This window comes from Veillonella sp. LMAG:90, assembly GCF_008679445.1.
Taxonomy (GTDB): Bacteria; Bacillota; Negativicutes; order Veillonellales; family Veillonellaceae; genus Veillonella_A.
Window position 1 is genome coordinate 1256125 of the sequence record NZ_NAND01000001.1, and the last position, 26973, is coordinate 1283097.

Annotated in this window: 25 protein-coding genes and 1 pseudogene; 24 read left to right on the plus strand and 2 right to left on the minus strand. The window is 41.9% G+C overall.

Annotated elements, in window-relative coordinates:
- Nucleotides 1–6 precede the first annotated feature (6 nt).
- From CCC71_RS05545 to CCC71_RS05560, 4 genes and pseudogenes are all read left to right on the plus strand, one after another.
- A complete protein-coding gene (locus CCC71_RS05545; protein ID WP_226974130.1) occupies nucleotides 7–1293 on the plus strand; it encodes an APC family permease in 1287 nt (428 codons plus the stop codon).
- A gap of 186 nt (nucleotides 1294–1479) precedes the next feature.
- Nucleotides 1480–3672 (plus strand): annotated as a pseudogene (fdhF, locus tag CCC71_RS05550) (formate dehydrogenase subunit alpha).
- Nucleotides 3669–4199: a 4Fe-4S dicluster domain-containing protein gene (locus tag CCC71_RS05555; protein ID WP_226974133.1), complete on the plus strand. Its 531-nt coding sequence runs from the start codon at nucleotides 3669–3671 to the stop codon at nucleotides 4197–4199. Before fdhF ends, CCC71_RS05555 begins: the two are co-directional and overlap by 4 nt.
- Nucleotides 4196–4687 carry a 4Fe-4S dicluster domain-containing protein gene (locus CCC71_RS05560; RefSeq protein ID WP_226974134.1) on the plus strand — a complete coding sequence of 164 codons (492 nt, stop codon included), beginning with the start codon at nucleotides 4196–4198 and terminating at the stop codon, nucleotides 4685–4687. Before CCC71_RS05555 ends, CCC71_RS05560 begins: the two co-directional genes overlap by 4 nt.
- A 171-nt stretch (nucleotides 4688–4858) precedes the next feature.
- Here CCC71_RS05560 and CCC71_RS05565 read toward each other — a convergent pair whose 3' ends face one another.
- Nucleotides 4859–5692 carry a formate dehydrogenase accessory sulfurtransferase FdhD gene (locus CCC71_RS05565; RefSeq protein WP_021842539.1) on the minus strand — a complete coding sequence of 278 codons (834 nt, stop codon included), beginning with the start codon at nucleotides 5690–5692 and terminating at the stop codon, nucleotides 4859–4861.
- Nucleotides 5693–5930: 238 nt separating this feature from the next.
- Nucleotides 5931–6500 (minus strand): HutD family protein, encoded by a 570-nt coding sequence (locus tag CCC71_RS05570; protein ID WP_296333204.1) that lies wholly within the window; start codon nucleotides 6498–6500, stop codon nucleotides 5931–5933.
- 216 nt (nucleotides 6501–6716) lie between these two features.
- On the opposite strand from CCC71_RS05570, the gene ftcD reads away from it, so the two are divergent.
- From ftcD to pfkA, 20 genes are all read left to right on the plus strand, one after another.
- Nucleotides 6717–7610: a glutamate formimidoyltransferase gene (gene ftcD / locus CCC71_RS05575; RefSeq protein ID WP_021842537.1), complete on the plus strand. Its 894-nt coding sequence runs from the start codon at nucleotides 6717–6719 to the stop codon at nucleotides 7608–7610.
- A gap of 135 nt (nucleotides 7611–7745) precedes the next feature.
- On the plus strand, nucleotides 7746–9416 hold the full coding sequence (locus tag CCC71_RS05580; RefSeq protein WP_156705354.1) for a formate--tetrahydrofolate ligase: 1671 nt from the start codon (nucleotides 7746–7748) through the stop codon (nucleotides 9414–9416).
- A gap of 50 nt (nucleotides 9417–9466) precedes the next feature.
- Nucleotides 9467–10087, plus strand: coding sequence for a cyclodeaminase/cyclohydrolase family protein (locus CCC71_RS05585; RefSeq protein WP_156705356.1), 621 nt, complete (start codon nucleotides 9467–9469; stop codon nucleotides 10085–10087).
- A 361-nt stretch (nucleotides 10088–10448) separates the two neighbouring features.
- Nucleotides 10449–12731 carry a bifunctional dihydroorotate dehydrogenase B NAD binding subunit/NADPH-dependent glutamate synthase gene (locus CCC71_RS05590; RefSeq protein ID WP_021842534.1) on the plus strand — a complete coding sequence of 761 codons (2283 nt, stop codon included), beginning with the start codon at nucleotides 10449–10451 and terminating at the stop codon, nucleotides 12729–12731.
- 410 nt (nucleotides 12732–13141) lie between these two features.
- On the plus strand, nucleotides 13142–15190 hold the full coding sequence (locus tag CCC71_RS05595; protein WP_156705360.1) for a urocanate hydratase: 2049 nt from the start codon (nucleotides 13142–13144) through the stop codon (nucleotides 15188–15190).
- Nucleotides 15191–15310: 120 nt separating this feature from the next.
- The gene (gene hutI, locus CCC71_RS05600) at nucleotides 15311–16555 is read left to right on the plus strand and encodes an imidazolonepropionase (RefSeq protein WP_021842532.1); all 1245 of its coding nucleotides are present in this window, start codon (nucleotides 15311–15313) and stop codon (nucleotides 16553–16555) included.
- 290 nt (nucleotides 16556–16845) lie between these two features.
- On the plus strand, nucleotides 16846–17871 hold the full coding sequence (locus CCC71_RS05605) for a GspE/PulE family protein (RefSeq protein WP_021842531.1): 1026 nt from the start codon (nucleotides 16846–16848) through the stop codon (nucleotides 17869–17871).
- A 20-nt stretch (nucleotides 17872–17891) separates the two neighbouring features.
- Nucleotides 17892–19001, plus strand: coding sequence for a type IV pilus twitching motility protein PilT (locus CCC71_RS05610; protein ID WP_021842530.1), 1110 nt, complete (start codon nucleotides 17892–17894; stop codon nucleotides 18999–19001).
- The gene (locus CCC71_RS05615) at nucleotides 18988–20172 is read left to right on the plus strand and encodes a type II secretion system F family protein (RefSeq protein WP_021842529.1); all 1185 of its coding nucleotides are present in this window, start codon (nucleotides 18988–18990) and stop codon (nucleotides 20170–20172) included. The genes CCC71_RS05610 and CCC71_RS05615 overlap by 14 nt, the downstream gene beginning before the upstream one ends.
- A 28-nt stretch (nucleotides 20173–20200) precedes the next feature.
- Entirely contained in the window at nucleotides 20201–20629 is a 429-nt protein-coding gene (locus tag CCC71_RS05620; protein WP_021842528.1) for a competence type IV pilus major pilin ComGC, read from the plus strand.
- A gap of 136 nt (nucleotides 20630–20765) precedes the next feature.
- A complete protein-coding gene (locus CCC71_RS05625) occupies nucleotides 20766–21383 on the plus strand; it encodes an A24 family peptidase (RefSeq protein WP_296333208.1) in 618 nt (205 codons plus the stop codon).
- Nucleotides 21380–21889 carry a hypothetical protein gene (locus tag CCC71_RS05630; RefSeq protein ID WP_021842526.1) on the plus strand — a complete coding sequence of 170 codons (510 nt, stop codon included), beginning with the start codon at nucleotides 21380–21382 and terminating at the stop codon, nucleotides 21887–21889. Before CCC71_RS05625 ends, CCC71_RS05630 begins: the two co-directional genes overlap by 4 nt.
- Before the next feature lie 34 nt (nucleotides 21890–21923).
- Entirely contained in the window at nucleotides 21924–22253 is a 330-nt protein-coding gene (locus tag CCC71_RS05635; RefSeq protein ID WP_156705364.1) for a hypothetical protein, read from the plus strand.
- Nucleotides 22180–22779 carry a hypothetical protein gene (locus CCC71_RS05640; protein WP_021842525.1) on the plus strand — a complete coding sequence of 200 codons (600 nt, stop codon included), beginning with the start codon at nucleotides 22180–22182 and terminating at the stop codon, nucleotides 22777–22779. Before CCC71_RS05635 ends, CCC71_RS05640 begins: the two co-directional genes overlap by 74 nt.
- Nucleotides 22780–22882: 103 nt before the next feature.
- A complete protein-coding gene (locus tag CCC71_RS05645; RefSeq protein ID WP_021842524.1) occupies nucleotides 22883–23260 on the plus strand; it encodes a hypothetical protein in 378 nt (125 codons plus the stop codon).
- Nucleotides 23261–23289: 29 nt separating this feature from the next.
- Nucleotides 23290–24162: a hypothetical protein gene (locus tag CCC71_RS05650; RefSeq protein WP_021842523.1), complete on the plus strand. Its 873-nt coding sequence runs from the start codon at nucleotides 23290–23292 to the stop codon at nucleotides 24160–24162.
- 131 nt (nucleotides 24163–24293) lie between these two features.
- Nucleotides 24294–24764, plus strand: a complete 471-nt coding sequence (locus CCC71_RS05655; RefSeq protein ID WP_156705366.1) for a hypothetical protein — start codon at nucleotides 24294–24296, stop codon at nucleotides 24762–24764.
- A gap of 4 nt (nucleotides 24765–24768) precedes the next feature.
- A complete protein-coding gene (locus CCC71_RS05660) occupies nucleotides 24769–25179 on the plus strand; it encodes a hypothetical protein (protein WP_156705368.1) in 411 nt (136 codons plus the stop codon).
- Between the two features lie 221 nt (nucleotides 25180–25400).
- Nucleotides 25401–25988 carry a shikimate kinase gene (locus CCC71_RS05665; protein WP_021842521.1) on the plus strand — a complete coding sequence of 196 codons (588 nt, stop codon included), beginning with the start codon at nucleotides 25401–25403 and terminating at the stop codon, nucleotides 25986–25988.
- Nucleotides 25954–26913, plus strand: coding sequence for a 6-phosphofructokinase (pfkA, locus tag CCC71_RS05670; protein WP_021842520.1), 960 nt, complete (start codon nucleotides 25954–25956; stop codon nucleotides 26911–26913). The genes CCC71_RS05665 and pfkA overlap by 35 nt, the downstream gene beginning before the upstream one ends.
- Nucleotides 26914–26973: the final 60 nt, after the last annotated feature.

Genomic DNA, 26973 nt, shown 5'->3' on the forward strand with positions numbered 1-26973 from the left:
CATTAAATGAATGATAAAAAGTGGAATTTACAAACAATCGTTCTGTACGGGATTAACAGTGTTATAGGTAGTGGAATTTTTTTGCTACCGGGTTCAGCCTATGATCATTTAGGCCCGGCTAGCCTTTTGGCCTATTTATTTGTGTTTGTTTTGGTTATGTCTATTGCTCTTTGTTTTGCGGAGTGCGGCAGTATGTTTGAACAGTCCGGTGGACCATATCTTTACGCGAAACAAGCATTTGGGGATTTCTTTGGGTATGAAGTAGGGGTTATGAAATGGATTGTTAGTATAATCGCCTGGGCGACTATGGCCGTTGGCTTTTCCACTGCTTTATCAGCATTGATTCCGCAAATTGCCTCTCCTGTATTGCAAAAGACTATAGCTATCGGGATAATTCTTACTTTAAGCTTGGTTAATCTTTTAGGGATAAATATTATGGCGTATTTAAATAATATTGCTACTGTAGCGAAACTAATTCCTATGGCAATATTTATTTTAGGGGGAATTTGGTATGTAGAGGGAAGCAATTATACTCCATTTATCCCGGCAGATTTGACAATTAACTCTGTGTCCACAGCTTTTATTATTGTATTTTTTGCTTTTACAGGTTTTGAAAACTTAGGTGTAGCTGCCGGGGATATGGAGAATCCAAAAAGGAATGTTCCGTTGGCTTTAATCATATCCATGTCTTTCGTATCGGTAGTCTATTTTTTCGTTCAGTTTAACTGTGTTGGTATTTTGGGCGCTGATTTAGGCGGAACGAAAACGCCCGTAGCAGATGCTATGGGGCGTGTTTGGGGGAGTAACGGCTTGTTGCTGGTAACGCTGGGGACCTTAATATCTATAGGCGGGTTGAATATTGCAAGTTCTTTTAATACGCCACGATGTGCTCAAGCATTGGCAGAAGGCAGACTGTTACCTAAATTTATGATGAAAAATAATAAATATAATGTGCCTTATATTTCGGTGCTTATTACAGGAGGATTGGCCATTTTATTAACCTTGACAGGAAGCTTTGCAGAACTAGCCGCAATTAGTGTTATCAGTCGATTTAGTCAATATATTCCGACTTGTATTGCTGTTCCAGTTTTAAGGAAAAAGAGTTTTGGTCATGCAGGTTATAAAGTGCCGTTTGGGCTATTAGTTCCGGCAATTGCAGTAGTTGCTAGTTTATGGCTCTTAGCTAATGCAGATTTATATAAATTAGTAACCGGCCTTGGTGCGATGGTTCTTGTTGCACCTTTGTATATTCTTATGAAGAAATATAGTTCAGTTGAAAATAGCCGGCCGTGAGAGGAGGGCTTATAAATGAGATTGAATTATGTAAATAATTAATTATGCTAAATAAGCATAATTGAAAAAAGGAATTTGCAATTACGATATAGAATTTACTTGTATCAGCAACTTTTGTTGACTTGTTAGTTTAGACGTATTAGTTTAGACATATTAGGGAATTCAAGTGAATTGAGAGGCTATACTATGCAAACTACGTATGAAAAAGTTGTTTCGGTTTGTTCGTATTGCGGTTCCGGTTGCCAGATAGAATTTACTGTCGATAAAAAGGCTAACCGCATAATTTCTGCAAAAGGCGCTCCGGGTCGTACCAACGAGGGGCGCCTTTGTTTAAAGGGTTTTTACGGTTGGGATTACCTGAATGACCCTCAGCTTTTGACTCGGCGTATTACGAGTCCGATGATTCGTAAAGGCGGTAAAGGCAGCCCGTTGGAACCGGTGAGTTGGGATGAAGCCATTGCCTATACGGCGGAACGGCTCAAAGCGATTATTAAAGAATATGGTCCTGATTCCGTTATGGGGGCCGGGTCGGCCCGCGGTCCGGGGAATGAAGCCGGCTATATTACGCAAAAATTTATGCGTGCCGTAGTGGGCACTAATAATGTGGACCACTGTGCGCGTATTTGCCACGCTGCGTCCGTAGCCGGCTTAAAAGCATCTATCGGGGAAGGAGCCATGTCAGTCAGTGTGCCTGAAATTGAAGATGCTGAAGTCATTTTTAACATCGGGTATAATGGAGCAACGTCTCATCCGATTGTGGCTCGCCGCATTATTAAAGCGAAAGCTAAAGGGGCGAAGATTATTTGTGCGGATCCTCAGATTTCGGAAACGGCTCGCATTGCGGATATTCATTTGCAGCAAAAAGGGGGCACCAATTTGTTGCTCCTCAATGCGTTGGCCTATACGATAATTGATGAGCATCTGACGGATGATGAATTTATCAAGGCTCATGTGAACGGCTATGAAGAGTTTGTGCCGAAGCTTGCCCAATATGCACCGGAAGCGGTGGCCGCTGAAATCGGCGTCAGTGCTCAGGCTATTCGTGAAGCGGCTCGGCTCTATGCTTCGTCGAAGCATTCTGTCATCCTTTGGGGCATGGGGATTACTCAGTTCTCTCAAGGCGTTGACAGCGTGGCGGCGTGCTCCAATTTGGCACTTTTGACCGGCAATTACGGTCATTATGCGACGGGGGTAGGTCCGGTGCGCGGTCAAAATAACGTACAGGGCACCTGTGATATGGGTATTTTGCCGGATGTCTATCCGGGGTATCAGTCGGTGACGGATGATGCGGTACGCGCTAAATTTGAAAAAGCCTGGGGTGTTTCCTTACCGTCCAAACCGGGGATTAAATTGACGCAAGTACCGGATTACGTGCTAGGTGAACCGGATCCTAAGAAGCGGATTCATGCCTACTATATTCTCGGTGAAGATCCGGCCCAATCGGACCCTAATTTGGAAGAAATTCGTGAAACCTTAAAACAGATAGATTTAGTTATCGTGCAGGATATCTTTATGAACCGCACGTCGGAATATGCGGATGTTCTTTTCCCGGCTACGGCGTGGGGTGAACACGACGCCATTTATACCTGCTGTGACCGCGGTTTTCAGCGGGTTCGCAAAGTCATTGAACCGCCTGAAGGGGTAAAACCGGATTAGGAAATCCAAAGCCTCTTAGCTACGGTTATGGGTTATCCGATGCACTATAACAATACGCAGGAAATCTGGGATGAAATGCGTAAGTTATCTCCTAAATTCACCGGCGCCACTTATGAAAAAATCGACGCCTTAGGCGGCGTACAGTGGCCTTGCTATGATGAAAGTATGGATGATAAAGGGACTATGTTCCTCCATGAAGGTGGTCATTTTGCTACCGAAGACGGTCGTGGGAATTTACTTTTCACCGATTATGAGCCGGTTAAAGAAGAAGTGGATGAAGAATATCCAATGTCCTTCTGTACCGTTCGCGAAGTAGGCCATTACTCGGCACGCACCATGACGGGCAACTGCCGCATGTTGGCAAAACTGGAAGATGAACCGGGTTGGGTAGCCATGAATCCTAAAGACTGTGAAGAACTTGGTGTGGCCCAAGGCGATTTGGTTCGTGTTCGTTCACGGCGCGGCAGTCTTATAACCCGTTGCTTGCCGACGGAACGGGTTAAACCGGGTTCGACCTACATGACCTATCAGTGGTGGATTGGAGCTTGTAATGAATTGACGAATACGGCGCTTGATCCTAAGAGTAAAACGCAGGAATATAAATATTGTGCCTGCCGTGTTGAAAAGTTGGACGACCAAGCTGAGGCGGAAGCGTATGTACAGACACAATATGCATTGATTCGGTCCAAAATGGGGATAGAAAAGGCAGGTGCCAACGTATGAATCGATTTGTAAAAGGAAATCCTTTATTTTGTATAGGCTGCCGTACTTGCATGGTAGCCTGTGTAGTGGCTCATCGCGGTAACGGTATTTTCACGACCGATCCTGAGAGCGAAGATTTTTATCCGCGCATTCATGTGGTAAAAACGAAAACTAAGACAATGACGGTGCAATGTCATCAGTGTGAAAATGCACCGTGCGTCAAAGTGTGTCCCGTAGGGGCTTTGGAAAAGGGCACTGATAGTATTCTTATGCACGAAGAACGTTGTATTGGCTGTAAACAATGTACTATGGTTTGCCCGTTTGGCGCCATTCAAATGAAATCCGTAGCCGATGAAGGTACGGTGAGGGTAGTGGCCAATAAATGCGACCTTTGTGCAAATACGGAAGAAGGCGTACCGGCCTGCGTCAGCCATTGTCCGACTGACGCGTTGACATTTTATGAAATCGACAGTGTGCAGAACGCAGTGGATAAGAAAAATCTCCAAACAGCATTAAATGCATGGGCTGTAAAGGAGGGACAAGTATGAATCAGTTTGTATACTGTGATGTGAATCTTTGTATCGGCTGCGGCATGTGTGAACGACAATGCATCATGTCCCATTACGATTTGAAGATGACGGACGTGAAACTTAATGATCCGTTGCAACGCGCTCGTTGCAAGACCTATCGTCAGCCGGAATTGAAAGCGGCGGTTCACTGCAAGCAATGTGAAAACCCGTCATGCATGGCGGCGTGTCCGGTAGGAGCTATCCATAAACGGGACGACAAGCTGATTTTTATTGACGAAAACAGCTGCATCGGTTGTCGTGAGTACGTACTGGCTTGTCCGTTCGGAGCCGTCCGCATGGCGCCCGTAGCAGACGGTCGGGTAGTGGCCACTAAATGCGATTTATGCGTTGATACGAAGGCGGGCACACCGGCTTGCGTCAAAGGCTGTCCGAAGAAGGCCTTGACCTTGATGAACGATGAAACATTAAAGGCATGGCTTTTATATAAACAGGAGCATTCGGCGTAACTGCATTTTGTTATATTTAGTTGTTGTATTTTTGCTATAAGCTATAATGAGAATTATGTAATAAGGCTAAAAAAGGCTCTCTTGTAAAGTACGCTGTGAGGCGACTATACAAGAGAGCCGTTTAGTTTTTACTGTTAAAAATTTAGTTTTATAGGGGTTATAGGACAAAACTTAGTACTGGGAAGCATAGAATAATTTAGGGTTATAGGGGATAGAGTTATAGGACAAAATTTGGTACCGGGGAGTATAGAATAATTTATTAGTTCTACAGAAGTCCTTTAATCCGTTCCGGATGGGTAATACATTTAAAGGAATCGGGGCGCAACACATTACAGAGGGTAATGTTATATTTTGTGCCAATTCGATGCCCAGTTCCGTCGGCATGGCACGGGAACAGAAAATCGGCACACCGATACGGTGAACTTTTTTGATGACCGACTGTGGTACACGACCGCTGAAGATTAAAATTTTGTCGGATGAATCAATCTTTTGGGTGGTTATAATGCCTAAGAGGCGATCCAATACATTGTGACGGCCTACATCTTCCGCATAGGCTACCACCTTACCGTCTTTTACAAGGGCCCCTTCATGAACGCCGTGTGACGTATGATGGGCTTTCGTGATGGAATCGAGAAGCCCACCGTAATTGCAGATTTCATCGGCACTGACCGTTAAATTGGCTTTGGCTGCCGGCGGAATGACCGGGGCCGATTCATTATAATAGGCTGTATTGTGGTTAAGCGTTACATCGATGCGATGGGAATCTGAATCCATGGCGATGTGAGCAATATCTTCTAATTGGCTGATATGACCTTCCATGAGGCAATAGCCGATGATTAAATCGCGAAAATCATGCGGTGAGGCAATGAGCGTTGTAATACGCTTGTTTTCAATAAAAAGCTTATAGGCCACTTCGTCAGAGATAGTAAGCTGTTCTTCGACGGCGCCTTTGCCTTTTTGATAGGAGATACAATTGTGAGAATTAGTGTCTGATAAAGAATACATAACAAACCTCCTTGAATGATTCGCACTATGCGGACAATATGCCGGTGAGAATGTACTTGATTCCTATATTATACATGACTTGAGTATGTTATACAATTTTTATAGGAATTTACTATGTAAAAATAGCATAACAAAAGCCCTAAGTGTGGAGACTCAGGGCTTTTGCCGTTTTGTGAAGAAGATGAAGTTTGTATAGACTATCCTGAGAGGATATATTGTAAAGTTTGAAGAAACTATCCTAAGAGGATACATTAACGAAGAGTAGAGTGACAGCAGGATCCTCAAGGAATAAAGGAATCGACTCCGTGCAAGCGGACAAGACATAAAGTGTGTCCGGTTGTATTTGGAGGTTACCTATTTGAGCCTTGGCAGAGGGATCAAAAGGTAAATTTGGAACATAGAGGAAGCTATGTTCGAGAGGATTAAGTTGAGAAGAAGAAGTTAACACAGAGTAGTTAACCTTCATTCCTTGTTGGAACATAACATTAAAATCTGTTGCTTTCCCCTTGGAGTAGGTGTGATAAGCACCATCGAAGTAAGCTACTTCGTACGGTTTTAATAGGTATGTTTCTGCTGTTTCTTTAAAAGATAGGTATAACTGATTGTTTAGCGGAGTAATTAGACGTTGATAGCCCGGAAGCAAAGTAAATTTAGACGATTCAACATCAACTGTAGCGGAACTTATCCGAATGGCAAAATCTCTCTGGCTATAAGAGCTTTGCGGAGGATAAATATAAAACTCAGTTGTGGAACCACCGGACCAATTCGAGGTGGTGGCGTCTTTACGACTAATCGCTGTAATTTCCATAGCGCCTCCTAAGCGTTCTCATCTATTCGCTACATACAATATAAGTCAGTTACGTCTAAAAACTGTCAAAAATCAAAACTTTTTTCAAAATTTGAAAATTAGATGTTTTTTTGGTTATTCTTGATGTATATTAGACGTATAAATTTAACATTCCTAATATATGTACGGGAAATATATGTGAGGAATAAGTTGTATTTTTTGAATGGAGGCAATCATATGGCTAAGTTAGTAGAATTCGTTCCAAATTTTAGTGAAGGTCGCGATAAGGCAAAAGTTGAAAAAATCGTTGATGAAGCACGTAAAATTAAAGACTTGAAGATTCTTGATTATTCCAGTGATGCCGATCACAATCGCTCCGTAGTTACCTTAATCGGTTCCCCTGAAGCGGTAACCGAAGCAGCCATCAATATGGCTAAAGTAGCGATTGAACTCATCGACATGCGTACTCATGAAGGGGCTCATCCGCGTTTTGGAGCCGTTGACGTTGTTCCGTTTACACCGATTTCCGAAGTAACCATGGAAGAATGTGTTGAAATTGCTAATAAAGTAGGTAAAGCCTATGGTGAAATGGGGATTCCGGTTTATCTTTATGAAGATGCCTGCACTAAAGAAGATCGCCGTAACTTAGCCTCTGTTCGTAAAGGGCAATATGAAGGCTTCTTCGACAAAATTAAAGACCCTAACTGGGTACCTGACTATGGACCTGCCGAAATGAATGAAAAATCCGGTTGCTCCGCTGTTGGCGCTCGCGTATCTTTGGTAGCCTTTAATGTAAACTTAAATACCAGCGACCTTGCCGTAGCTGATGCTATTGCCAAGAAAATTCGTCATATCGGCGGCGGTTTACGCTATGTCAAAGCTATGGGCGTAATGCTGGAAGAACGCAATCAGGTACAAGTTTCCATGAACCTTGTTAACTACCATAAATCCTCCGTATATCAAGCTTTTGAAATGATTAAAATGGAAGCCAAACGTTATGGCGTATCTGTCGTAGGCAGCGAAATCATTGGTACCGTACCGATGGCAGCTTTAATGATGGCCGCTGAATATTATTTACAAGTTGAAAACTTTGACATGAACCAAATTTTAGAAAAACAATTGTTAGACTAATATAGCTTCCATGATTTACAACGATTAAATTGCGTATCGCTGTGCAATGAGAGTTGAAAAAAGTCCATATTTAGTGTAAATTAAAGGGTATAAAGTTATTTATCAAAGATTAACAGCCCTACAGGAGGTGCATTTATGTTCAGCGATATTGAAATTGCGCAAGCCAATCAGATGGAACCGATTACCAAAATTGCCGAAGAATGCGGCATTTTGCCACAAGAATTGGAACAATATGGTCATTATAAAGCTAAAATTTCCCTTGATGTATTAAAACGTTTGGAAAATAAACCGGATGGTAAATTAGTTCTTGTAACTGCCATTACGCCAACTCCGGCGGGCGAAGGCAAATCCACTACCAGCATCGGTTTGGCACAAGCTTTAAACAAAATCGGCAAAAAAACTGTAGTTGCTTTGCGCGAACCTTCTTTGGGACCGGTATTCGGTATTAAAGGCGGTGCTGCCGGCGGCGGTTACGCTCAAGTAGTACCGATGGATGATATTAATCTTCATTTTACCGGTGATATGCATGCCATTACGGCAGCTAACAATTTATTATCCGCTATGATTGACAATCATGTACATCAAGGCAATGAATTGAACATTGATGTGCGTCAAATCAGCTGGAAACGTGTTATGGATATGAATGACCGTGCTCTGCGCAACGTAGTTGTGGGGATGGGCGGCAAAGTATGCGGTTTCCCTCGTGAAGATCATTTCATGATTACCGTAGCGTCTGAAATTATGGCCGCGCTATGCTTGGCAACAAGCCTTCAGGATTTAAAAGCACGTTTCGGTCGTATCGTTATCGGCAGTACCTATGATGATCAACCGGTTTATGTACATCAGCTCGGCTGTGAAGGCGCCATGGCTATGCTCATGAAAGACGCCATCAAACCTAACTTGGTACAGACTTTGGAACATACGCCGGCCATCGTTCATGGCGGTCCGTTTGCTAACATTGCTCACGGTTGTAACTCCATTTTAGCGACTAAAATGGCTCTTAAATTGGGTGATATCGTAATTACGGAAGCCGGATTCGGTGCCGATCTCGGGGCTGAAAAGTTCCTCGACATCAAATGCCCATACGGCAATTTATTCCCACATGCCGTTGTTATCGTAGCCACTATTCGTGCGCTCAAAATGCATGGCGGTGTTAAAAAAGCGGACTTAAACGAAGAAAACGTGGAAGCTGTTAATGCCGGTTTTGTAAACCTTGCCAAACAGGTTGAAAACATCCGTGCTTTCGGTTTACCGGTATTGGTAGCAATCAATAAATTCGCGTCCGATACACCGGCCGAAATTGAGAAGTTATTACAGAAATGTGATAGCTACGGCGTAGACGTAAGCCTTAACGAATGTTGGGAAAAAGGCGGCGACGGCGGTATCGATATGGCTAAACAGATTGCAACCATGGTAGAAGGTACCGATTTCAAACCTACCACTATGTACGATAAGGAAGAAAGCATTCCGGCCAAATTGACAAAAATTGTGCAGAAAATTTACGGCGGCGACGGCGTTGAATTTACCGCCAATGCTAAAAAACAAATTAAACAGTTGGAAGACTGGGGTCTCGATAAATTACCGGTTTGTATCGCCAAAACACAGTATTCTTTGAGCGATAATCCGGCTTTATTGGGCGCACCTAAAGATTTTAACATTACCGTACAAGACGTGCGTATAGCTAACGGTGCGGGCTTTATCGTTTGCCAGACCAGCAATATCATGGTTATGCCGGGCTTACCTAAGAAACCGGCGGCCCTCAATATGGATATCGATGAGGACGGCAAAATCACCGGTTTATTCTAAAATCAGCTTGCAAAAATTCATGCATACTGAACTTAATTGGGAGGAAACACATGGAATTAAAAGCTTTATCCGTAGAAGCATTTATCAATGAAACAGGTTCCGATTCGCCGGCTCCTGGTGGTGGCAGTATTGCGGCCCTTAACGGCGCAACCGGTGCAGCTTTAATCGAAATGGTGGCAGCGCTTACCATCGGTAAAGAAAAATATGCCGCTGTAGAAGCCGAAATGAAAGACATTCAGGTAAAAGCTCATGAAATGAAAGCGCGTTTCTTGGCATACATTGATGAAGACAGTGCAGCCTTCAATAAAATTATGGCGGCGTTCAAATTGCCGAAAGAAACGGACGAAGACAAAAAAGCTCGTTCCGCGGCTATTCAGGAGGCTACCAAAGGGGCTGCTTTGGTTCCGTATCATATCGGTGAATTGGCTAATGAATTATTGCCACTCGCTGAAGCTGTTATCGTAAAAGGCAATCAAAATGCGGTTACTGACGGTGCCGTAGCTACGATGAATGCCAGAACAGCCGTACATAGTGCGTTCTTAAACGTAAAAATTAATTTAGGCAGCATCAAAGACGAAGCTTTCGTTGCCGATTTAAATCAAAAAATGGCAGCTATCGAAGAAGCTATTGATGCCAAAGAACAAAGTTTATTACAAAAAGTAAATTTATAAGCCGTGAAGCAATCATAGCCTATAGTTTTACTTGAAACTTGATGGCATGGGATTTATTGCCATTTCAAAGTGATGATAAACTTTAAAAAGTAAACGAACAGAGCGGTTTTTTAGTAAACCGCTCTGTTTTTTTAGATATTTTTAACAATGTCCGGACTAAATATGCGAAAATGTAATTTTAAATATTACTCTGTAGAGTGTAAAATAAGTATTATGATAAGCACAATAATCATGTAAGATTGGTAGTATTAAAGGTGTTAGGTAACAGGATCGGTGTAGGGAGTTGAGGCTTGACTAAGAGGTCGCAGCCGTATAGTAAAACCGATCACAGGTATTTAGGTCCATAAAGGAGTGAGTTCTCTTGTTTAAAATCGTAAGAAAAATCGTTTTACATGCTAATATGTATCAATATGATATTTTGGCACCACGTTTAGCGGAGTCGGCATTACCGGGGCAGTTTGTAATCGTAAAGCACGGCGAATACGGTGAACGTGTACCGCTCACTATTACCGATTATGATCGCGAAGAAGGTACCGTGAGCATCGTTTTCCAAACATTGGGTGACTCCACGCAAAAACTCGCCAAATTGGAAGAAGGCGACTTTTTGACAGACTTCGTAGGGCCATTAGGGAATCCGACCGATTTGGCGGAAATGTCCGACGAAGAATTGAAAGAGAAAAAGATTTTATTCTTGTGCGGCGGTGTCGGCACGGCGCCGGTATACCCGCAAGTTAAATATTTAAAATCCCGCGGCTGTTCCGCCGATGTTATTATCGGGGCCCGCAACAAAGATTTAATTATCTATGAAGAACAAATGCGTTCCGTAGCGGGGAATTTGTATCTTGCCACCGATGACGGCTCTACAGGCTTCCACGGCAATGTAGTAGCCTGCATGAAAGATTTAATTGAAAAAGGCAAAGAATATAATCACATCGTTGCCATCGGGCCGATGATTATGATGAAATTCGCTACCATTGCGGCTAAAGAATTGAACATTCCAATCGTAGTGTCCTTGAACTCCATCATGGTTGACGGTACCGGCATGTGCGGTGCTTGTCGCGTTACTATCGGCAATGAAGTTAAATTTACCTGCGTAGATGGCCCTGAATTTGACGGTTACTTGGTAGATTTTGACAATGCTATGCAACGTCAAACCATGTACAAGACGGAAGAAGGTCGTAAGTTAATCCGTGAAATGGATAAAGCCAATCCAAATCCTGATTGCACGTGCAAAGCGGAAGAAGGCTCTGAAACTACAGAACTTACGGATAAGGCTAAACGCATTCCGGTGCGTGAACAGGATCCGGCCGTGCGTGCTACTAACTTTGAAGAAGTTTGCTATGGCTACAGCCAGACGGAAGCCATGCTGGAAGCACAGCGCTGCTTGAACTGTAAAGTGCCTCGTTGCGTTGACGCTTGTCCGGTTCACATCAATATTCCGGGCTTTATCCAAGCTTTAAAAGCAGGGGATATTGAAGAAGCAGGGCGCATTATTGCGCAGCAAAGTGCCTTGCCGGCTATTTGCGGCCGCGTTTGTCCGCAAGAAGAACAATGTGAAGGCGCCTGCGTTATGGGGATTCGTAACGAAGCGGTGGCCATCGGTAAATTGGAACGCTTTGTAGCCGATACTAACCTTGCCAACGGTGTTGTTTTTGGTGAAAAAGAAGCGCCTAAGGGCATTAAAGTGGCTGTTATCGGTTCGGGTCCTGCCGGTCTCAGTTGTGCCGGCGATTTGGCCAAAAAAGGCTACGACGTAACGGTATTCGAATCCTTACATAAATTGGGCGGCGTTTTGGCCTACGGTATTCCTGAATTCCGTCTCCCTAAAGATCGCATTGTAAATAAAGAAGTGGAAAACATTAAGAATTTAGGCGTTAAGTTTGAAACGGACGTTATTATCGGGCGTACCGTAACCATCGATGATTTGATGGATAAAGAAGATTTCAAAGCCGTATTCATCGGTTCCGGCGCAGGCCTTCCTAAATTCATGCATATTCCGGGCGAATCTTCGAACGGCGTATTATCGGCCAACGAATTTTTGACCCGTGCGAACCTTATGAAATCGTATGATGACAGCTACGACACACCGATTGCCATCGGCAAAGTGTGTGTAACCGTCGGGGCCGGCAACGTGGCTATGGACGCCGCTCGTACCGCCCTTCGTTTAGGCTCGGAATCCAAGATTGTATATCGCCGCAGTGAAGATGAAATCCCGGCTCGTGCCGAAGAAGTTCATCACGCAAAGGAAGAAGGGGTTGAGTTCAATCTCTTAACCAATCCGGTTGAAATTCTTCACGATGATAAAGGCTGGGTAACCGGTGTTAAATGTGTCAAAATGGAATTGGGCGAACCGGATGCATCCGGCCGTCGTCGTCCGAAGGAAATTGAAGGTTCCGAATTCGTTATCCCTTGTGATACCGTAATCATGTCCCTTGGCACCAATCCAAATCCATTGATTCGTTCTACCACTAAAGGTCTTGATACGGAATCTTGGGGCGGTATTATTGCCGATGAAAAAGGGGCTACCACCAGAGAAGGCGTATTTGCCGGCGGTGATGCGGTAACCGGGGCCGCCACCGTTATCTTGGCTATGGGGGCCGGCAAACAGGCAGCCAGTGCCATTGATGAGTATTTATCTAAATAAGTAAATGGCAAATATAGCTTGATAATATAAGTCAAAAGATGTGGCGAATAAATAGCCATTAAAAAAATAATAAAAGTCGTATAATAAGCAGTTTCTAAATTCTTGCGCTTACCTAAAAGTTTTGTTTTTTTTGTGTGGGGCGAGATTTAGGAACTGCTATATTATTTTCAAGTTGATTCATAGTTATTTTGTCAAATTTTTGGTGATTTACGGATAATTAGCTAAAAAAGTCTGAAAACAATCAAAATTATAATTCAAGTTGGGTTGGATTTTCTTGGACGTTTTTCAGATTAGAATTATTTAAAATACAGGTAAGAAGGTAGTAAATATACGCATTAGTGTAATGTAAGTACCAATTGATGTATGACAAAATAATTTGTCGGTCGTAATTTTGCAAAAGGGGTGGACCTATGAATAACGCAACTGTTCAATCTGCAATGACAATCAAACTTGACTTCTCCAAGGGCTTACCGGCGAAGAAAACCTTCCAGGAAGGCATTCGTCGGGCACCTGATCGCGGTTTTCGTTTGACACCGGAACAAACCGAAGTCGCTCTTAAAAATGCGTTACGTTACATTCCGGAAGAATATCATGATGAATTGATTCCTGAATTTTTAGAAGAATTAACGACATGCGGTCGTATTTACGGTTACCGCTTCCGCCCTGAAGGTAATTTGTACGGCAAACCAATTGATGAATATAAAGGCAAATGTGTAGAAGGTAAAGCCTTCCAGGTTATGATTGACAATAACTTGGACTTCGCCGTAGCCCTCTATCCGTATGAACTCGTTACCTATGGTGAAACCGGTAGCGTATGTCATGACTGGATGCAGTATCTCCTTATTAAACGCTATTTGGAAGAATTGACACAGGACCAGACTCTTGTAGTGGCATCCGGTCATCCGGTAGGTTTATTCCGCTCCAAACCGGAAGCGCCGCGCGTAATCATCACGAACGGTATGATGGTGGGCTTATTCGATAACTTAAAAGACTGGGAAATCGCCGAAGAAATGGGCGTTGCCAACTATGGTCAAATGACGGCCGGCGGTTGGATGTATATCGGACCGCAAGGTATCGTACACGGTACATTTAATACGATTTTGAACGCCGGTCGTATGAAACTCGGTATTCCGGTAGACGGCGACTTAAGCGGTAAATTATTCGTTACCTCCGGCCTCGGCGGCATGAGTGGTGCTCAAGGTAAGGCAGCTGAAATCGCGAACTGCGTAGCCATTATTGCCGAAGTGGATTACTCCCGCATCAAAACTCGTTTGGATCAGGGCTGGATTTCCGGCGTGTCCGATTCCATTCCTGAAGTAATTAAAATGGCGCAGGACTCCATGGCGGCTAAAGAAGGTAAAGCCTATGCGTACCATGGCAACATCGTTGATTTACTTGAATACATCGCTGAACACGACGTGCACGTTGATTTGATTTCCGACCAGACTTCCTGTCATAATGTATATGACGGCGGTTATTGTCCAAAAGGCATCACCTTCGAAGAACGTACTCAAATGTTGGCTGAAGATCCGGCTAAATTCCATGGCCTCGTAAATGAAACGTTGAAAGCTCACTTCGCCGCGCTTAAAAAATTAACGGCTAAAGGCATTTACTTCTTTGATTACGGCAACTCTTTCATGAAGGCCGTATATGATGCGGGCGTTAAAGAAATTTCGAAAAATGGCGTTGATGAAAAAGATGGTTTCATTTGGCCAAGCTATGTAGAAGATATCATGGGACCTCATCTCTTTGATTACGGCTACGGTCCATTCCGTTGGGTATGCCTCAGCGGTAAACCGGAAGACTTACATAAGACTGACCAAGCCGCTATGGAATGCATCGAAGTGGATCGTCGTTATCAGGACCGCGACAACTATAACTGGATTCGCGATGCTGAAAAGAACCAGATGGTAGTGGGCACACAGGCACGTATCCTCTATCAGGACGAAGTAGGCCGTGTACGCATTGCCCTTCGCTTCAACGAACTCGTTCGCTTAGGTGAAATCGGACCGGTTATGCTCGGTCGTGACCATCATGACGTATCCGGCACCGACTCGCCATTCCGTGAAACATCCAATATTAAAGACGGTTCTAACGTTATGGCCGACATGGCGATTCAAACCTATGCCGGTAACGCAGCGCGCGGCATGAGCTTAATCGCCCTTCATAACGGCGGTGGTACCGGTATCGGTAAAGCCATCAACGGCGGTTTTGGTCTCGTGCTTGACGGCAGCCATCGCGTGGATGAAATCATCCGCTCCGCTTTATCCTGGGACGTTATCGGCGGTGTAGCTCGTCGTTCCTGGGCTCGCAACGAACATGCTATGGAAACGGCTGTTGAATTTAACAAAACCCGTGCCGGCGTAGGTCATATTACGATTCCGTTCGTAGCGGACGATGCGAAAGTAAAAGCCGCTGTTGCTAAAGTGTATCCGACAGCTAAAGTAATCAAAGACTGATAGCCTATCAGCAGGCGATTGGCAGTCGAATAGCAGTCGAATAGCAGTCGAATAGAAGCTCCCTAGAGCTTAGTAACAAACACAAATGAAAGACTGTATGAAGAACGAAAGGAGCTGAATATGGGAGACCAATTATTAATAAAAAATGCCGCCCAAGTCGTAACACCGCAAGGTCATACGGCGATTAAGGGGGCATCCATGAAAGATGTTAAAATCTATGAAAATGCCTCTGTTCTCATCGAAGACGGTCACATTGTGGCCGTCGGCGATGGGGCGGAATGGGCGAAAACCGTACCGGTCGACAAACAGATTGACGCTACCGGCAAAACGGTACTGCCCGGTTTCGTAGATTCGCATACACACTTTGTGTTCGGCGGCTACCGTGCTGATGAGTTCCTGTGGCGCATGGAAGGCATGACGTACATGGAAATTATGGAACGGGGCGGCGGCATCAACAATACCATGAAGGCCACTCGCAATGCCTCAGCGGAAGAGTTGATTGAACACAGCATGGATATTTTAGAGAAGATGCTCGCTTTCGGTATTACCACGGTGGAAGGTAAGAGTGGTTACGGTATGGACCACGATACGGAGCTCAAACAGCTGGAAGTCATGAAAGAATTGGAACAGCGCCAGCCCGTAGAAATTGTGCGCACCTTCATGGGGGCGCACTCCATTCCGCCGGAATACAAAGGTCGTAACGAAGAATTCTTGAAATTCCTTGTTAAGGAAGTGATGCCGGACGTTAAAAAAGCAGACCTCGCTCAGTTCTGTGATATCTTCTGTGAAAAAGGCGTTTTCTCCATCGAAGAAAGCCGCCAGTACTTGCAGCAAGCCAAAGACATGGGCTTTGACTTAAAAATCCATGCCGATGAAATCGTAACCTTGGGCGGTGCCGAATTGGGCGCCGAACTGGGTTGCACCTCGGCGGATCACTTATTACATGCTTCAGACGAAGGTATTAAAGCGTTGGCAAATAGCGATACGGTAGCGACCTTGTTACCGACCACCGCCTTTTGTCTCAAAGAACCGTTTGCACCGGCTCGTAAAATGATTGATGCCGGTTGTGCCGTAGCACTCGCTACCGACTTCAACCCGGGCAGCGGTTTTACCAACTCTGTACCTCTTATGATTGCTCTCGGTGTTATCTATATGGGAATGACGGCGGAAGAAGCCATTACGGCTCTTACCTTGAATGGAGCTGCCGCTGTTGGGCGTGCGGATACAATCGGCTCCATTGAAGAAGGTAAACAAGCCGACATCGTCATTCTCCAATACCCATCCTACAAATTTTTGCCGTATCATACGGGCGTGAATATTGTAGAAACGGTCATTAAAAAAGGCAAAGTCGTTCATCAGGCGTGAGAACGACAAAGCCTTAATTAAGTGTAAAGCTCCGAGCTTTAGACTTAGTACCTAAACTTCAAATAAAACTTCAAACTTCTTTATACCTCGTTTAAAACACTCTTTGGTCGTTTTGGATAGCTAATATGTCAGGTTGGCTACAATAAAAATGGCTGAAGGGTGTTTTTTTGTGATTTTTTCTGTGTTGACTCATACTGTCAGTGCCAATGCGCACCATTGGTGGAATTAAGCAGGAATAAAAAAATAAATAAAGAAATTCTCTTTTGTAGCCGGGTATAAAGGGGGCGATTATGTTTCAGGTTGAATTAGAATTGGATAAGTTGATTAGTCAAGCGGTAACGGAAAATGCCAGTGATATCCATTTTGATGCCACCAAGGATGGTTTATTAATACGCTTTAGAATTGATGGAGTTCTCGATATACATGAAAAGATAGAGCAAGATGCAGCGGATAAGTTAATAAACAGAATTAAAATTTTGAGTGGTATGGACATTAGTGAAAAACGGTTGCCGCAAGACGGGCGTTGGTGTTGGCAAGGCAAAGATAAAAAAGATGTTATGCTTCGTGTTTCGTCATTGCCTTCAGTTTATGGGGAGACAATAGTATGTCGTATTGTAGGCAGCGAAAACTGTTATAAAAGTTTAGAGCAATTAGGGATGACGGAAGAAGTACGACAAATCGTAATTAATTTATTGCAAAGGCCGTATGGTTTGCTTTTAATTTCAGGACCGACAGGCTCCGGTAAAACCAGTACATTATATGCGTTACTTAGGTTATTAAATACGGTTACAGACAATGTAATTTCACTGGAAAATCCTGTAGAAGCAGATATTCCGGGTGCTATACAGGTGCAAATAAATCCAAAAGCAGGATTAACTTTTCCTAAAGCATTACGTGCTGTTTTGCGACAAGATCCTGATACGATTATGGTTGGTGAAATTCGTGATAGAGAAACCGCAGAATTAGCGGTTCAAGCAGCATTAACAGGTCATCGAGTGTTGGCGACAATACATACTAATACAGCATTAGGTGTACGAGAACGGTTATTGGATATGGGAATTGAAGATTATTTGGTACGAGCAACTTTATTGGGTGCTATAGCACAGCGCTTGGTACGAAGAAAAACGAGTTGTGGCTTTTGTGGACGATTGGCACTGTATGAATTATTAGCTTTACCGGATAATTCGGTAGATTGGACACATTGTGAACAATATGTAAGACCTACTTTATTGGAATCAGGAACGCTTGCTGTAAGAATGGGGCTAACTACAGTTGATGAAGTAAGGCGTAACGGCATTGAAATTCGGGGAGTTTAATATATTGAAGGTGAATTACTATGAGTTTAAGTGAATTGTTGCAGCGGGCCATTGCTGAAGGGGCAACAGATGTTCATCTTGAACTGCATCAGGAGCCTTATTTCCGCTTAGGTAATGATATTGTTAAGTGTAATGGGATTAAGGTATCAGATGCTTTGTTTACAGAAATTTTAAAAGCAAGTGAATGCGGCAAACTAAATAATGAAAATAGGGATAATAGTCATTTGAATGTAGTTACAACTTTGGAAAATAAAGTTAGCGATTCATTAGAAAAAGTGGCCGATGCACGTAAATTATATGCGGCATTTTCGAAAGACAGCGCTTTTTCATTTAAAAAGATTAGAGTAAGGGTTCATTTATATCAAGCTAAACAACAACGTTGTGGTACATTGCGCATTTTATATAATCAGTCACTGATGATGCCGAATGGGGAAGCAGGAAAGTTATTGCATCGTATTGTTCATTTACAAGAGGGCTTAGTCCTTGTTACCGGCCCTACCGGTTCAGGCAAAAGTTATACTTTGGCTACCTGTTTACAATGCATTAATGATGAGTGTCATAAGCATATTATTACCTTGGAAGACCCTATTGAATTTACATTCGAAAATAATCAAAGTTTGATTCATCAGCGTCAATTGGGACAAGATATGGAATCAATGGCTGCGGGCGTTCGCGATGCGTTACGAGAAGATCCGGATGTAATTATGATTGGTGAATTGCGTGACCGTGAAACCTTGGAAGCTGCATTACATGCGGCTGAAACGGGACATTTAGTATTTGCTACTTTACACACACAAAGGGCCGTAATGGCTATTAATAGGATGATTTCGGTTTTTCCGGCTTCTCAACAAGAAGAAGTGAGAGCTCAACTATCTCAAGTATTAAGAGCTGTATTATGTCAGCGGTTATTAAGATTTGATAAACAATTTGTGGTAGTTAGAGATATTTTATTAAATACACCGGCTGTAGCAAATTTGATTCGACAACGTAAAGAACCACAAATTGTATCAATTCAAGAAACACAACCGCCAATGCAGACAATGGAAATGGCAGTGGCAGCTCTTAAAGCTGAATGGGGAGAACGTAGTGAATTTAAGGAGGTTTTGGAACAGGCTTATGAAACAGTATAACTATAGGGCCTTTGACGCAAAGGGGGTGATACAAGAAGATACCATATGGGCTGAATCAAGTGAAGAAATAGTTCAAAAATTGCAATATAAAGGATGGCATATTATTGAAGTTGCAGTAATAAAATCTTCTGAAGTAAATAGTGTTAAGTGGCGGTATAAAGATATTATAGAGTTTTCATATCGTATGTCTTTATTATTAGAAGCAGGTATTTCTATACGTCGTGTTATGCAATTTCTGAGCGCTAAGCCGATAAAGCATATTCCTTATGCAGTAATTAATGAAGCTATACAGCGAGGTAATCCCCTTTCAAAGGTATTAACAGAGGTGGGGTTCCCTAATATCGGTTGCGCATTACTGCAAGCCGGTGAGGCTGCAGGTACCTTAGCGCACAGTTTTTCTCAAATTAAAGAATACTATGAGAAACAATGGGCGTGGCAACGACAATTAAGCGGAGCAGCGGCGTATCCGGCATTCTTATTGTTACTCATGATGATATTTATAGGCGTGACGGTAGTGTTTATATTACCGGCTTTTAAAAAAGTATTTATGTCTATGCAAGTACCTTTGCCATTCATTACAAAAATATTATTTAGTTTCGGAGATTTTGTTACAACTCACGTAACTTTATGCATAGGTTTATTAGGCTTATTCATATTTGGGATTTGGTGTATCTGGCAACAAGCTGATATTCGTTTAGTTGTGTTGAGATATATATGGCAACGCGGTAGTGGGCATGAATGGTTTGATTGCTTTTATTTGGCCAGAATTACAAAGGTTTGGGCGATTTTATTGGACAGTGGCTTAACAATTACAGATATGCTGACATTAACAAAATCATTATGGGGAAATCCCTATGCTACTTTATTGCAAACACAAGTAAATAATTTATTAGCTAAAGGAACTACATTTGGAGACGCTTTAAAAAAGGCCAAATTGGGAAATGAATTTCTTTGGGAGTTAATTACTATAGGTGAAGAGACTGGGGATATGGTAGCCATGCTGAATCATGGGGCTTCCTATTATGATCGATTAACTTCCCGTTATATGGCAAAATTACAACAATTAATGGAGCCTATTATGGTATCTCTTATGGGGATAGGGGTAGCTATCTTAGTTATTGCTGTTATGTTGCCTATGTTTAATGCAGTGACGGCAATGCAACATGTTTAGTAATTAGAGTGTTAGGAGGAGTTTTTTTATGGATAATGTAACAAATATTTCACTTAGAGAACGCGTTAAACAGTGGTTAGCATCGTATCATAAAACCTTACGTGATAAACGTAAAAAAGAAGGTGGTTTCACCTTAGTCGAGTTAATGGTGGTAGTAGCGATTATTGCTATTTTAGCTGCGGTGGCAATGCCACAATTTTTATCGGCCGGGGACAAAGCTCGTGATGCTAAAATCAAAGCAGACACACAGACAATTGCTAATGCGGCTCAACTTTATATGGTAGATAGAGGGACTGATGAAGTTCCTTCAGTTGAAGATTTATACAAAGCAGGCTATTTATCTGAAGCCGTTAAAACACCAAAGGGTGGAGATTATGCGGTAACATCTGAAAGCAATGCAGGTGGTACAGGTACTCATATTGTTGTAACGGCTACTGATAATACGAATGCAAATTAGACGAGAATCAGAATTTAATTATGGGGATAGTTTTAGAACGTCTAAAATAGTAAATCGGTTAAATTAATCGATTAAACTTTATAAGTTAAGTAGCATGTAAGCTCTGATGTATAAAAAGGAACGTAGTGGTTAGTATATGTGGTTACAATACAGTGTAGGTGGTATAAGTGGTGCATTGGCCGGATTAACCGCTTTCTATCTCTTAAAAGAAATTGTTATAGAACGAGAACGGCGTTCTATAATTTTGATGTTAATTTACATTCTTATAGGAATGCTCGGCGGATTAATTTGTAGCCATTTGACGGTAAATATAAAAGAAAGTCTTTTAATGATTATCTTCGGTTTCACTCTTTTTATGGGCGCTACCATCGATAAGTATTACCTGATTATGCCTGATGAGGGTGCTGTTTTTTTGCTCATAGTTGGAATAAGTCGGATATGGTTATTGGGGATTTCTTTTTTTCAAACTGTTGAAATGGCAGGAATTGTATTAGTGGGAGGATATCTATTTAGTAAATTAACAAACGACGGTTTGGGTCTTGGTGATGTGAAATGGTGTAGTGTATTTACATTATGGTTATCACCATTGGCTTTGTGGCAAGCTATTTTATTGGCGCTTATCGGTGGAACCGGTTGGGTACTTTTGTACTATCTGTATTCAGGTAAGGTACTACGTATACTGCCATTTGGTCCTTTTTTATGTAGTGCAGCAGCTATTATGTATATTTGGGAAAATTTATGGTCAATATTATGAAACATTATATAAATAATTTGAACATATATTATGGCAAAAATCATTGTAAGGGTGGATTTTTATTAATAGAAGTTTTGATTTATAGTACATTATTAATTTTATTATTGGGGATGGCACAGCTTGCTATATCAAAAACCATGAGCGAAAACTGGCAATTTGATCGAGTGAGTAGACTATTTTATTACACAATTAAGCGAACTCAATTACTTTCTTTTAATGGTGGATCCGGAACACAGGGAAGGCCACTTAATACAATATACGTAAGTGATTCGTCATATGAGGTGAATTTATATGCTACCTTATGGGGATATCAAGAAATTTTTGTGCCTAATACTATGAAGTTGGTAAATAATTCGAGAACAAAACAATCGGCATATTTAGGTAAATATGATGGGCAGAGTGATTTATATAGTTTTGAAATCTATGATTATGTATTGCGAAAATATCGAAAGTATATTTTTTCACAACAAACACCGAGAATTCGTTGGATTGAAGGAACATTCTAAAGGATATTTATATGCTGAAACTTTAGGCGGTACAATGATTGTTGCCTTATTTATCCTGACTGTTACGGCGATGATGGGGACATTAATTATTCAATGGCGAAGCGCTAAAATATCACAAGTAATAGTGCCCATTGCTATTACAGCAATGGAACAGAGTAAATATAATTATCAACAATTTGGAGAACCGGGCGAACTTCCTAAGGTAAAGGAGCCATATAGATTAGTTAGGGCAATAAATTCTAAGCATGTGCATAATATGGATGTTAAGGAGTTAGAGGTAGCAGGATATTATGGAAATCAAGAAATACTTCATTTCTCAACGTATATTTGGCAGGGAATACCGGCTACTAATAAAGAGAGGTAATTCCGGATTTTTATTGGGTGAATTGTTAATTAGTACTACTGTTATTTGTATTGCCATGGGGGCCTTATTAAGCTTAATGTTAGTCTCTTTGCAATGGGCACAACGATGGCAAATAGAAAATGAGGTTTTATTAGAAAGTATGACGATACGATTAACAATAGTTAACTTTACTAAACGTGCAGATAAGACTGTTACGGTTGGTCGTACAGGCCAATATATTCTATATGATGGTGTACGTTGGTTCGGTATTGAGGGCACAGAAGCTAGGCGTGTCTTAAGTGATGGTCAAAAACAAGCATTATCCTCACCTACCATTAGTCCGTCTTGGGGGAGGCTCATAGTGACACCCCTTATAGGGGGAAAATCATTTGAACAATTTTTACCAAAAAGTCCTATACACATGAATTGGCAAGTCGAAGTAAAGGGAACACCTAATACAATGAATGCTAATCAATATAAGATAGGGACGGATATTACGGTACTTCCTAATTTAGACTATTTTCAATATTCGCCGACAAGGAGTTGATATATTGAAGTGTCCTTTTAAGTTTAAAAACAAGCCCTGGTACTATGGGCGAAGAAAGAACAAATGCGCTAAGTCTAACAATATAGGTGGTTTTTTCACATATATGGCACTTATTATAGGGACAATATTACTCTTATTTTGGTCGGCATTGAGTGATGAAATGAATATTATCGTAGGGATTACTCATGATGAAGTAGCATTAACTGCTATGAATTATAAAGCAGAGGGTATCATTGGTTGCTTGTTACGAGAATACAGTGAGAAAGGTGATTTGATGCCTACACTTCAGGAAACAATATATGAAAATGACGATAATTATACAGCGTCATATATATTAAACAGACAGGCAAGTAATAATGAATTTAAGGTTCGATATCGTAATCGTATTACAGGGCAAATCGTACAATATTTAGTAGTTTTTAGGGAAGACCCAGGGCCGTGGCCAAAAAATATTAATGTAGATTTAGTAAGATTTTTTTAACAGGCTGTTAATGAAGGGATGGTTAGCGAATGAAATCAGAATTTATAGGGGTTGCGATGGGAGAGGCGCAAACAATTGCTATTAGTATGGCGAAGACTAAGAAGGGGATAATAATTCAAGATGCAATTGTTGAAAAACGCCAAGATTCGTTAATGAATGATTGTAAGCACTTGGTAAGCAAATATTCCCTGGAAGATAAACCTATAGGTATAACAGCTCTTGGTGAACGTCAGGATAAAGTTATGATTATTCCACCATTATCACGTCTGGAGATTAATCAGATGCTACATTGGTCGGTTCCTGAATTTGTCACATGGCCGGAAGATAGTTATTATTTTGATTTTGTAGCTATAAATTTACCAAATCAAGTTAGGTCTTCCGGGAATGATAAATTAGTATACGTAGTAGCATTAAAAAAAGAGCATATTAATGAATTGGCAACCGGTGTTTTAAAGAGTGGTGGAAACCTAAAAATTATAGATTATGCACCGGGACCGATAGCACATAGATTTGTTGAAAAAGAAGGCGCTGTAATCGGCATTATACATGAGGATATATTGGAATTAACAGCTTGGTATAACTTTGTATGTATTTGTAATCATAAAATTCCGCTTGATTCGGTTGATATAATGAAAGAATTGGAAGATTTAGAGGTAGATTTATTCAGTTATGGTATAAGTGGAATTTCCGGATTTTATTTATACGGGGATATACATGGCAATCTATCGGACGATGATTGTGAAGCTGCTTATGAGAAGTATGGTAAGCTTACTGCTATTCCTTTTGAAGAAACAAAAGAAGTAGCGAAAATGGAAAAGGTGATGTTTGAAAAATCAGATCCTTTTTTGTGGGATATGGCGACTGGTCTGGCATATCGAGGCATACAAAAAATGAGAAATTAACAACCACGCGTTGAATGATATTTGAATCATTAATAGCTAAAAATATAGTTGGCAGGTGAAATGATGTGAATTTTTTGACTTGGCCGTTTCGGTGTGAACGGTACTGTAGACATCATAAAACAGCAATCATAATGATTGGAATCTTAGCCTTGTTCTTAGTAATATTCCTATGGGGATTTGGGTTTTACTTATACTATGCAAGTCAGAAACTGCATGAAGATATATACGAAATGCAAGCGGTAGGCAGCGCGAATCACGAGGCAGTTCAAAAGTATGAAAAGGTTATTCAGCAACGACTGACAAAAGATTTAAAACATAGTACCGGTCAAAGTATATTATTGCACACTGTTGATTGTGCAAATTCACAGATAGTTTTGGATACCGTTAATTTTACTGATGATGGTTTTAACGTAACTGGTATATGTACAAAACCGGAGGTCGTATTGGCGTATAGTCAACGGCTCAAGGGGAGTTTGAAAGGAGTTATTGTTAATGCAAAACAAGGAATTGATGCTAATCGTAAAATCCATACATTTCAATTATCTGGAAAGTTTGAAAAGGCTAAACCTCAACCCAAAAAGGATACACCAAATAGTCGGTAGCTACATGGTACTTACAGTTTTGGGAGCTGGTATAGTTCTCTGGTTCCATCAGGAGAGAAGTGACTTATTAGCGATACAAGAACAACAGACTTTACAAAATGAAGCAGATCAAGTTGTTGTGAGCAGTCAGGCTTACGAGATGATTATGGCGACCGACAAGAAAGAAATAACTGAAGAAGCCTTAAAGGATAAACTGATGAAATATTTGTCCGGTAAAGCATTAACAATTACAGCGATGGAAGAAACGGAGAATAAGAAGGGTAAGAGCTTATCTGTAGAAGTAACAGGAAATTTACGAGATTATTTCACATTGGTTGAAGAATTGAATGGAGATAGTCCCGAACTGCAAATAGAGCCTAAACAACTGAATAAACAAAACAATCAACTTCACATTCAGTTTGATATTATTTCTTAACCTAAAGCCGTGACTTTTGTCATGGCTTTTTTATTATGTCTCTCACCCCAAACCTAAACATTTTCTTAATTCCTTAAATCCTATTCGTTTTATACTTTTACTAAATGCTGTGATGTAGTAGAATAGAATCAAATGGGTATCGTACATAATGAGAACGGAGTAACAGGTAATTGTTCGTTGTGATTATGTATGACACAATCTGTAATAGGCGGGATTAAGTAATGAAACGAAATATAATTTTAATCGGTACTATGGGGAGCGGCAAAAGTCATTTGGGACGCAATTTAGCGGAAGCCAAAGGTTGGCAGTTCGTTGATACGGATCGACTTTTGGAACGGCGCTATAATTTGCCCATAGCCGAAGTGTATGAGAAGCTGGGCGAGAAGCTCTTTCGTTCGGCGGAACGTGAAATTTTAAAGAAAGTTTGCATGTATCATGAGTGTATTATTTCCGTAGGTGGTAATTTTCCCCTTGATGTACGGACGGTACGATATTTACAGCGGTATGCGTATATTATCGGTATTCGGGCTTCCGAGTATCGCATCGTGAAGCGGGTGAATCGTCGTATTGGTAAACGGCCGACCATGGATTATGATGATGTGGCGGGCTTTGTAGAAACGATGATGCAACGCTGGAAACCGGTGTATAAGAAGTGTGATTGTGTCATAGATACGACGTATGGTCGCACTGAAAATTTAATTGATTCAATCCACGAAACGTTAGCACGTGAAGGTGTGGAGTTCAAAAAACGACGTCCTATGGGGGTAGAGCAACATGAAAAATATTGCGATTCTAACGAGCGGCGGTGATGCGCCGGGCATGAATGCGGCGGTGCGTGCCTTGGTTCGTAAAGGGATTTACGAAGGGTTACACGTATATGGCATTAGCCGCGGTTTTGAAGGGCTTTTAAAAAATGATTTTGAATCTTTGAATCGACGTGATGTAGGGGCTATCGTCAACCGTGGCGGCACGATGCTCAAGACGGCTCGTTGCACAAAGTTTAAGGAGCTGGAGAACCAGGAAAAAGCGGCCCAGATTCTTCGGGACCGCGAAATTGATGCTCTCGTTGTTATCGGCGGTGACGGCTCTATGGCGGGTGCCATGGCGCTTGCCAAACAGGGGATTCCCACAATTACGATTCCCGGCACTATCGATAACGATATGTGCGGCACGGAATATACCATTGGTTTTGACACGGCCCTTAATACGGTCGTTGATGCGGTCAGCAAGATTCGTGATACCACGACGGCTCATGATCGGGTAGCCATCGTCGAAGTTATGGGGCGCAGTGCCGGTCATTTGGCGGTGCGTGCCGGTCTTGCGTGCGGCGCCGAAATGGTGCTTATTCCCGAAAAGCCTATGAGTCTTGATGAAGTGTGCGATCAGCTTCGCATTTCCCATAATGCAGGTAAAACGAACAGCATCATCATGGTGGCGGAAGGGGCATACCACAGTTTTGAAGTGTGCGGCTATATTAATAAGCACCTCAATATTTCCCCGAGTGTTACTGTTCTTGGCTATTTGCAACGTGGTGGCTCGCCATCCGCTCGTGATGCGGCCATGGCGGCACTCATGAGTGAAAAAGCGATTGATGCTCTCCTCGAAGGTAAGAGTAATTGTTTGACCGCTGTTTTAAACGGCAAGATTGAAATGGTGCCGTATGAAGAAGCGTGCACACGTTGTTATCCTATCAGTGAATCGGAATATGAGCTGATTTCGGTATTGGCTCGATAGGTTCATTAAGCACTCATTAGTGAAACCTATAATTATTATCGATTATATATATGAGCTGAA

What these genes read in the sequence shown, in the direction of transcription:
- CCC71_RS05625 (WP_296333208.1), top strand. Translation starts at nt 20,766, where the DNA reads ATGTGGTTACAATACAGTGTAGGTGGTATAAGTGGTGCATTGGCCGGA.
- CCC71_RS05605 (WP_021842531.1), top strand. Translation starts at nt 16,846, where the DNA reads ATGTTTCAGGTTGAATTAGAATTGGATAAGTTGATTAGTCAAGCGGTA.
- CCC71_RS05640 (WP_021842525.1), top strand. Translation starts at nt 22,180, where the DNA reads ATGGAAATCAAGAAATACTTCATTTCTCAACGTATATTTGGCAGGGAA.
- CCC71_RS05660 (WP_156705368.1), top strand. Translation starts at nt 24,769, where the DNA reads ATGGTACTTACAGTTTTGGGAGCTGGTATAGTTCTCTGGTTCCATCAG.
- CCC71_RS05620 (WP_021842528.1), top strand. Translation starts at nt 20,201, where the DNA reads ATGGATAATGTAACAAATATTTCACTTAGAGAACGCGTTAAACAGTGG.
- CCC71_RS05560 (WP_226974134.1), top strand. Translation starts at nt 4,196, where the DNA reads ATGAATCAGTTTGTATACTGTGATGTGAATCTTTGTATCGGCTGCGGC.
- CCC71_RS05655 (WP_156705366.1), top strand. Translation starts at nt 24,294, where the DNA reads ATGATTGGAATCTTAGCCTTGTTCTTAGTAATATTCCTATGGGGATTT.
- CCC71_RS05570 (WP_296333204.1), bottom strand. Translation starts at nt 6,500, where the DNA reads ATGGAAATTACAGCGATTAGTCGTAAAGACGCCACCACCTCGAATTGG.
- CCC71_RS05665 (WP_021842521.1), top strand. Translation starts at nt 25,401, where the DNA reads ATGAAACGAAATATAATTTTAATCGGTACTATGGGGAGCGGCAAAAGT.
- pfkA (WP_021842520.1), top strand. Translation starts at nt 25,954, where the DNA reads ATGAAAAATATTGCGATTCTAACGAGCGGCGGTGATGCGCCGGGCATG.
- CCC71_RS05595 (WP_156705360.1), top strand. Translation starts at nt 13,142, where the DNA reads ATGAATAACGCAACTGTTCAATCTGCAATGACAATCAAACTTGACTTC.
- ftcD (WP_021842537.1), top strand. Translation starts at nt 6,717, where the DNA reads ATGGCTAAGTTAGTAGAATTCGTTCCAAATTTTAGTGAAGGTCGCGAT.
- CCC71_RS05580 (WP_156705354.1), top strand. Translation starts at nt 7,746, where the DNA reads ATGTTCAGCGATATTGAAATTGCGCAAGCCAATCAGATGGAACCGATT.
- CCC71_RS05630 (WP_021842526.1), top strand. Translation starts at nt 21,380, where the DNA reads ATGAAACATTATATAAATAATTTGAACATATATTATGGCAAAAATCAT.
- CCC71_RS05585 (WP_156705356.1), top strand. Translation starts at nt 9,467, where the DNA reads ATGGAATTAAAAGCTTTATCCGTAGAAGCATTTATCAATGAAACAGGT.
- CCC71_RS05610 (WP_021842530.1), top strand. Translation starts at nt 17,892, where the DNA reads ATGAGTTTAAGTGAATTGTTGCAGCGGGCCATTGCTGAAGGGGCAACA.
- CCC71_RS05645 (WP_021842524.1), top strand. Translation starts at nt 22,883, where the DNA reads ATGGCACTTATTATAGGGACAATATTACTCTTATTTTGGTCGGCATTG.
- CCC71_RS05635 (WP_156705364.1), top strand. Translation starts at nt 21,924, where the DNA reads ATGATTGTTGCCTTATTTATCCTGACTGTTACGGCGATGATGGGGACA.
- hutI (WP_021842532.1), top strand. Translation starts at nt 15,311, where the DNA reads ATGGGAGACCAATTATTAATAAAAAATGCCGCCCAAGTCGTAACACCG.
- CCC71_RS05555 (WP_226974133.1), top strand. Translation starts at nt 3,669, where the DNA reads ATGAATCGATTTGTAAAAGGAAATCCTTTATTTTGTATAGGCTGCCGT.
- CCC71_RS05650 (WP_021842523.1), top strand. Translation starts at nt 23,290, where the DNA reads ATGAAATCAGAATTTATAGGGGTTGCGATGGGAGAGGCGCAAACAATT.
- CCC71_RS05615 (WP_021842529.1), top strand. Translation starts at nt 18,988, where the DNA reads ATGAAACAGTATAACTATAGGGCCTTTGACGCAAAGGGGGTGATACAA.
- CCC71_RS05545 (WP_226974130.1), top strand. Translation starts at nt 7, where the DNA reads ATGAATGATAAAAAGTGGAATTTACAAACAATCGTTCTGTACGGGATT.
- CCC71_RS05565 (WP_021842539.1), bottom strand. Translation starts at nt 5,692, where the DNA reads ATGTATTCTTTATCAGACACTAATTCTCACAATTGTATCTCCTATCAA.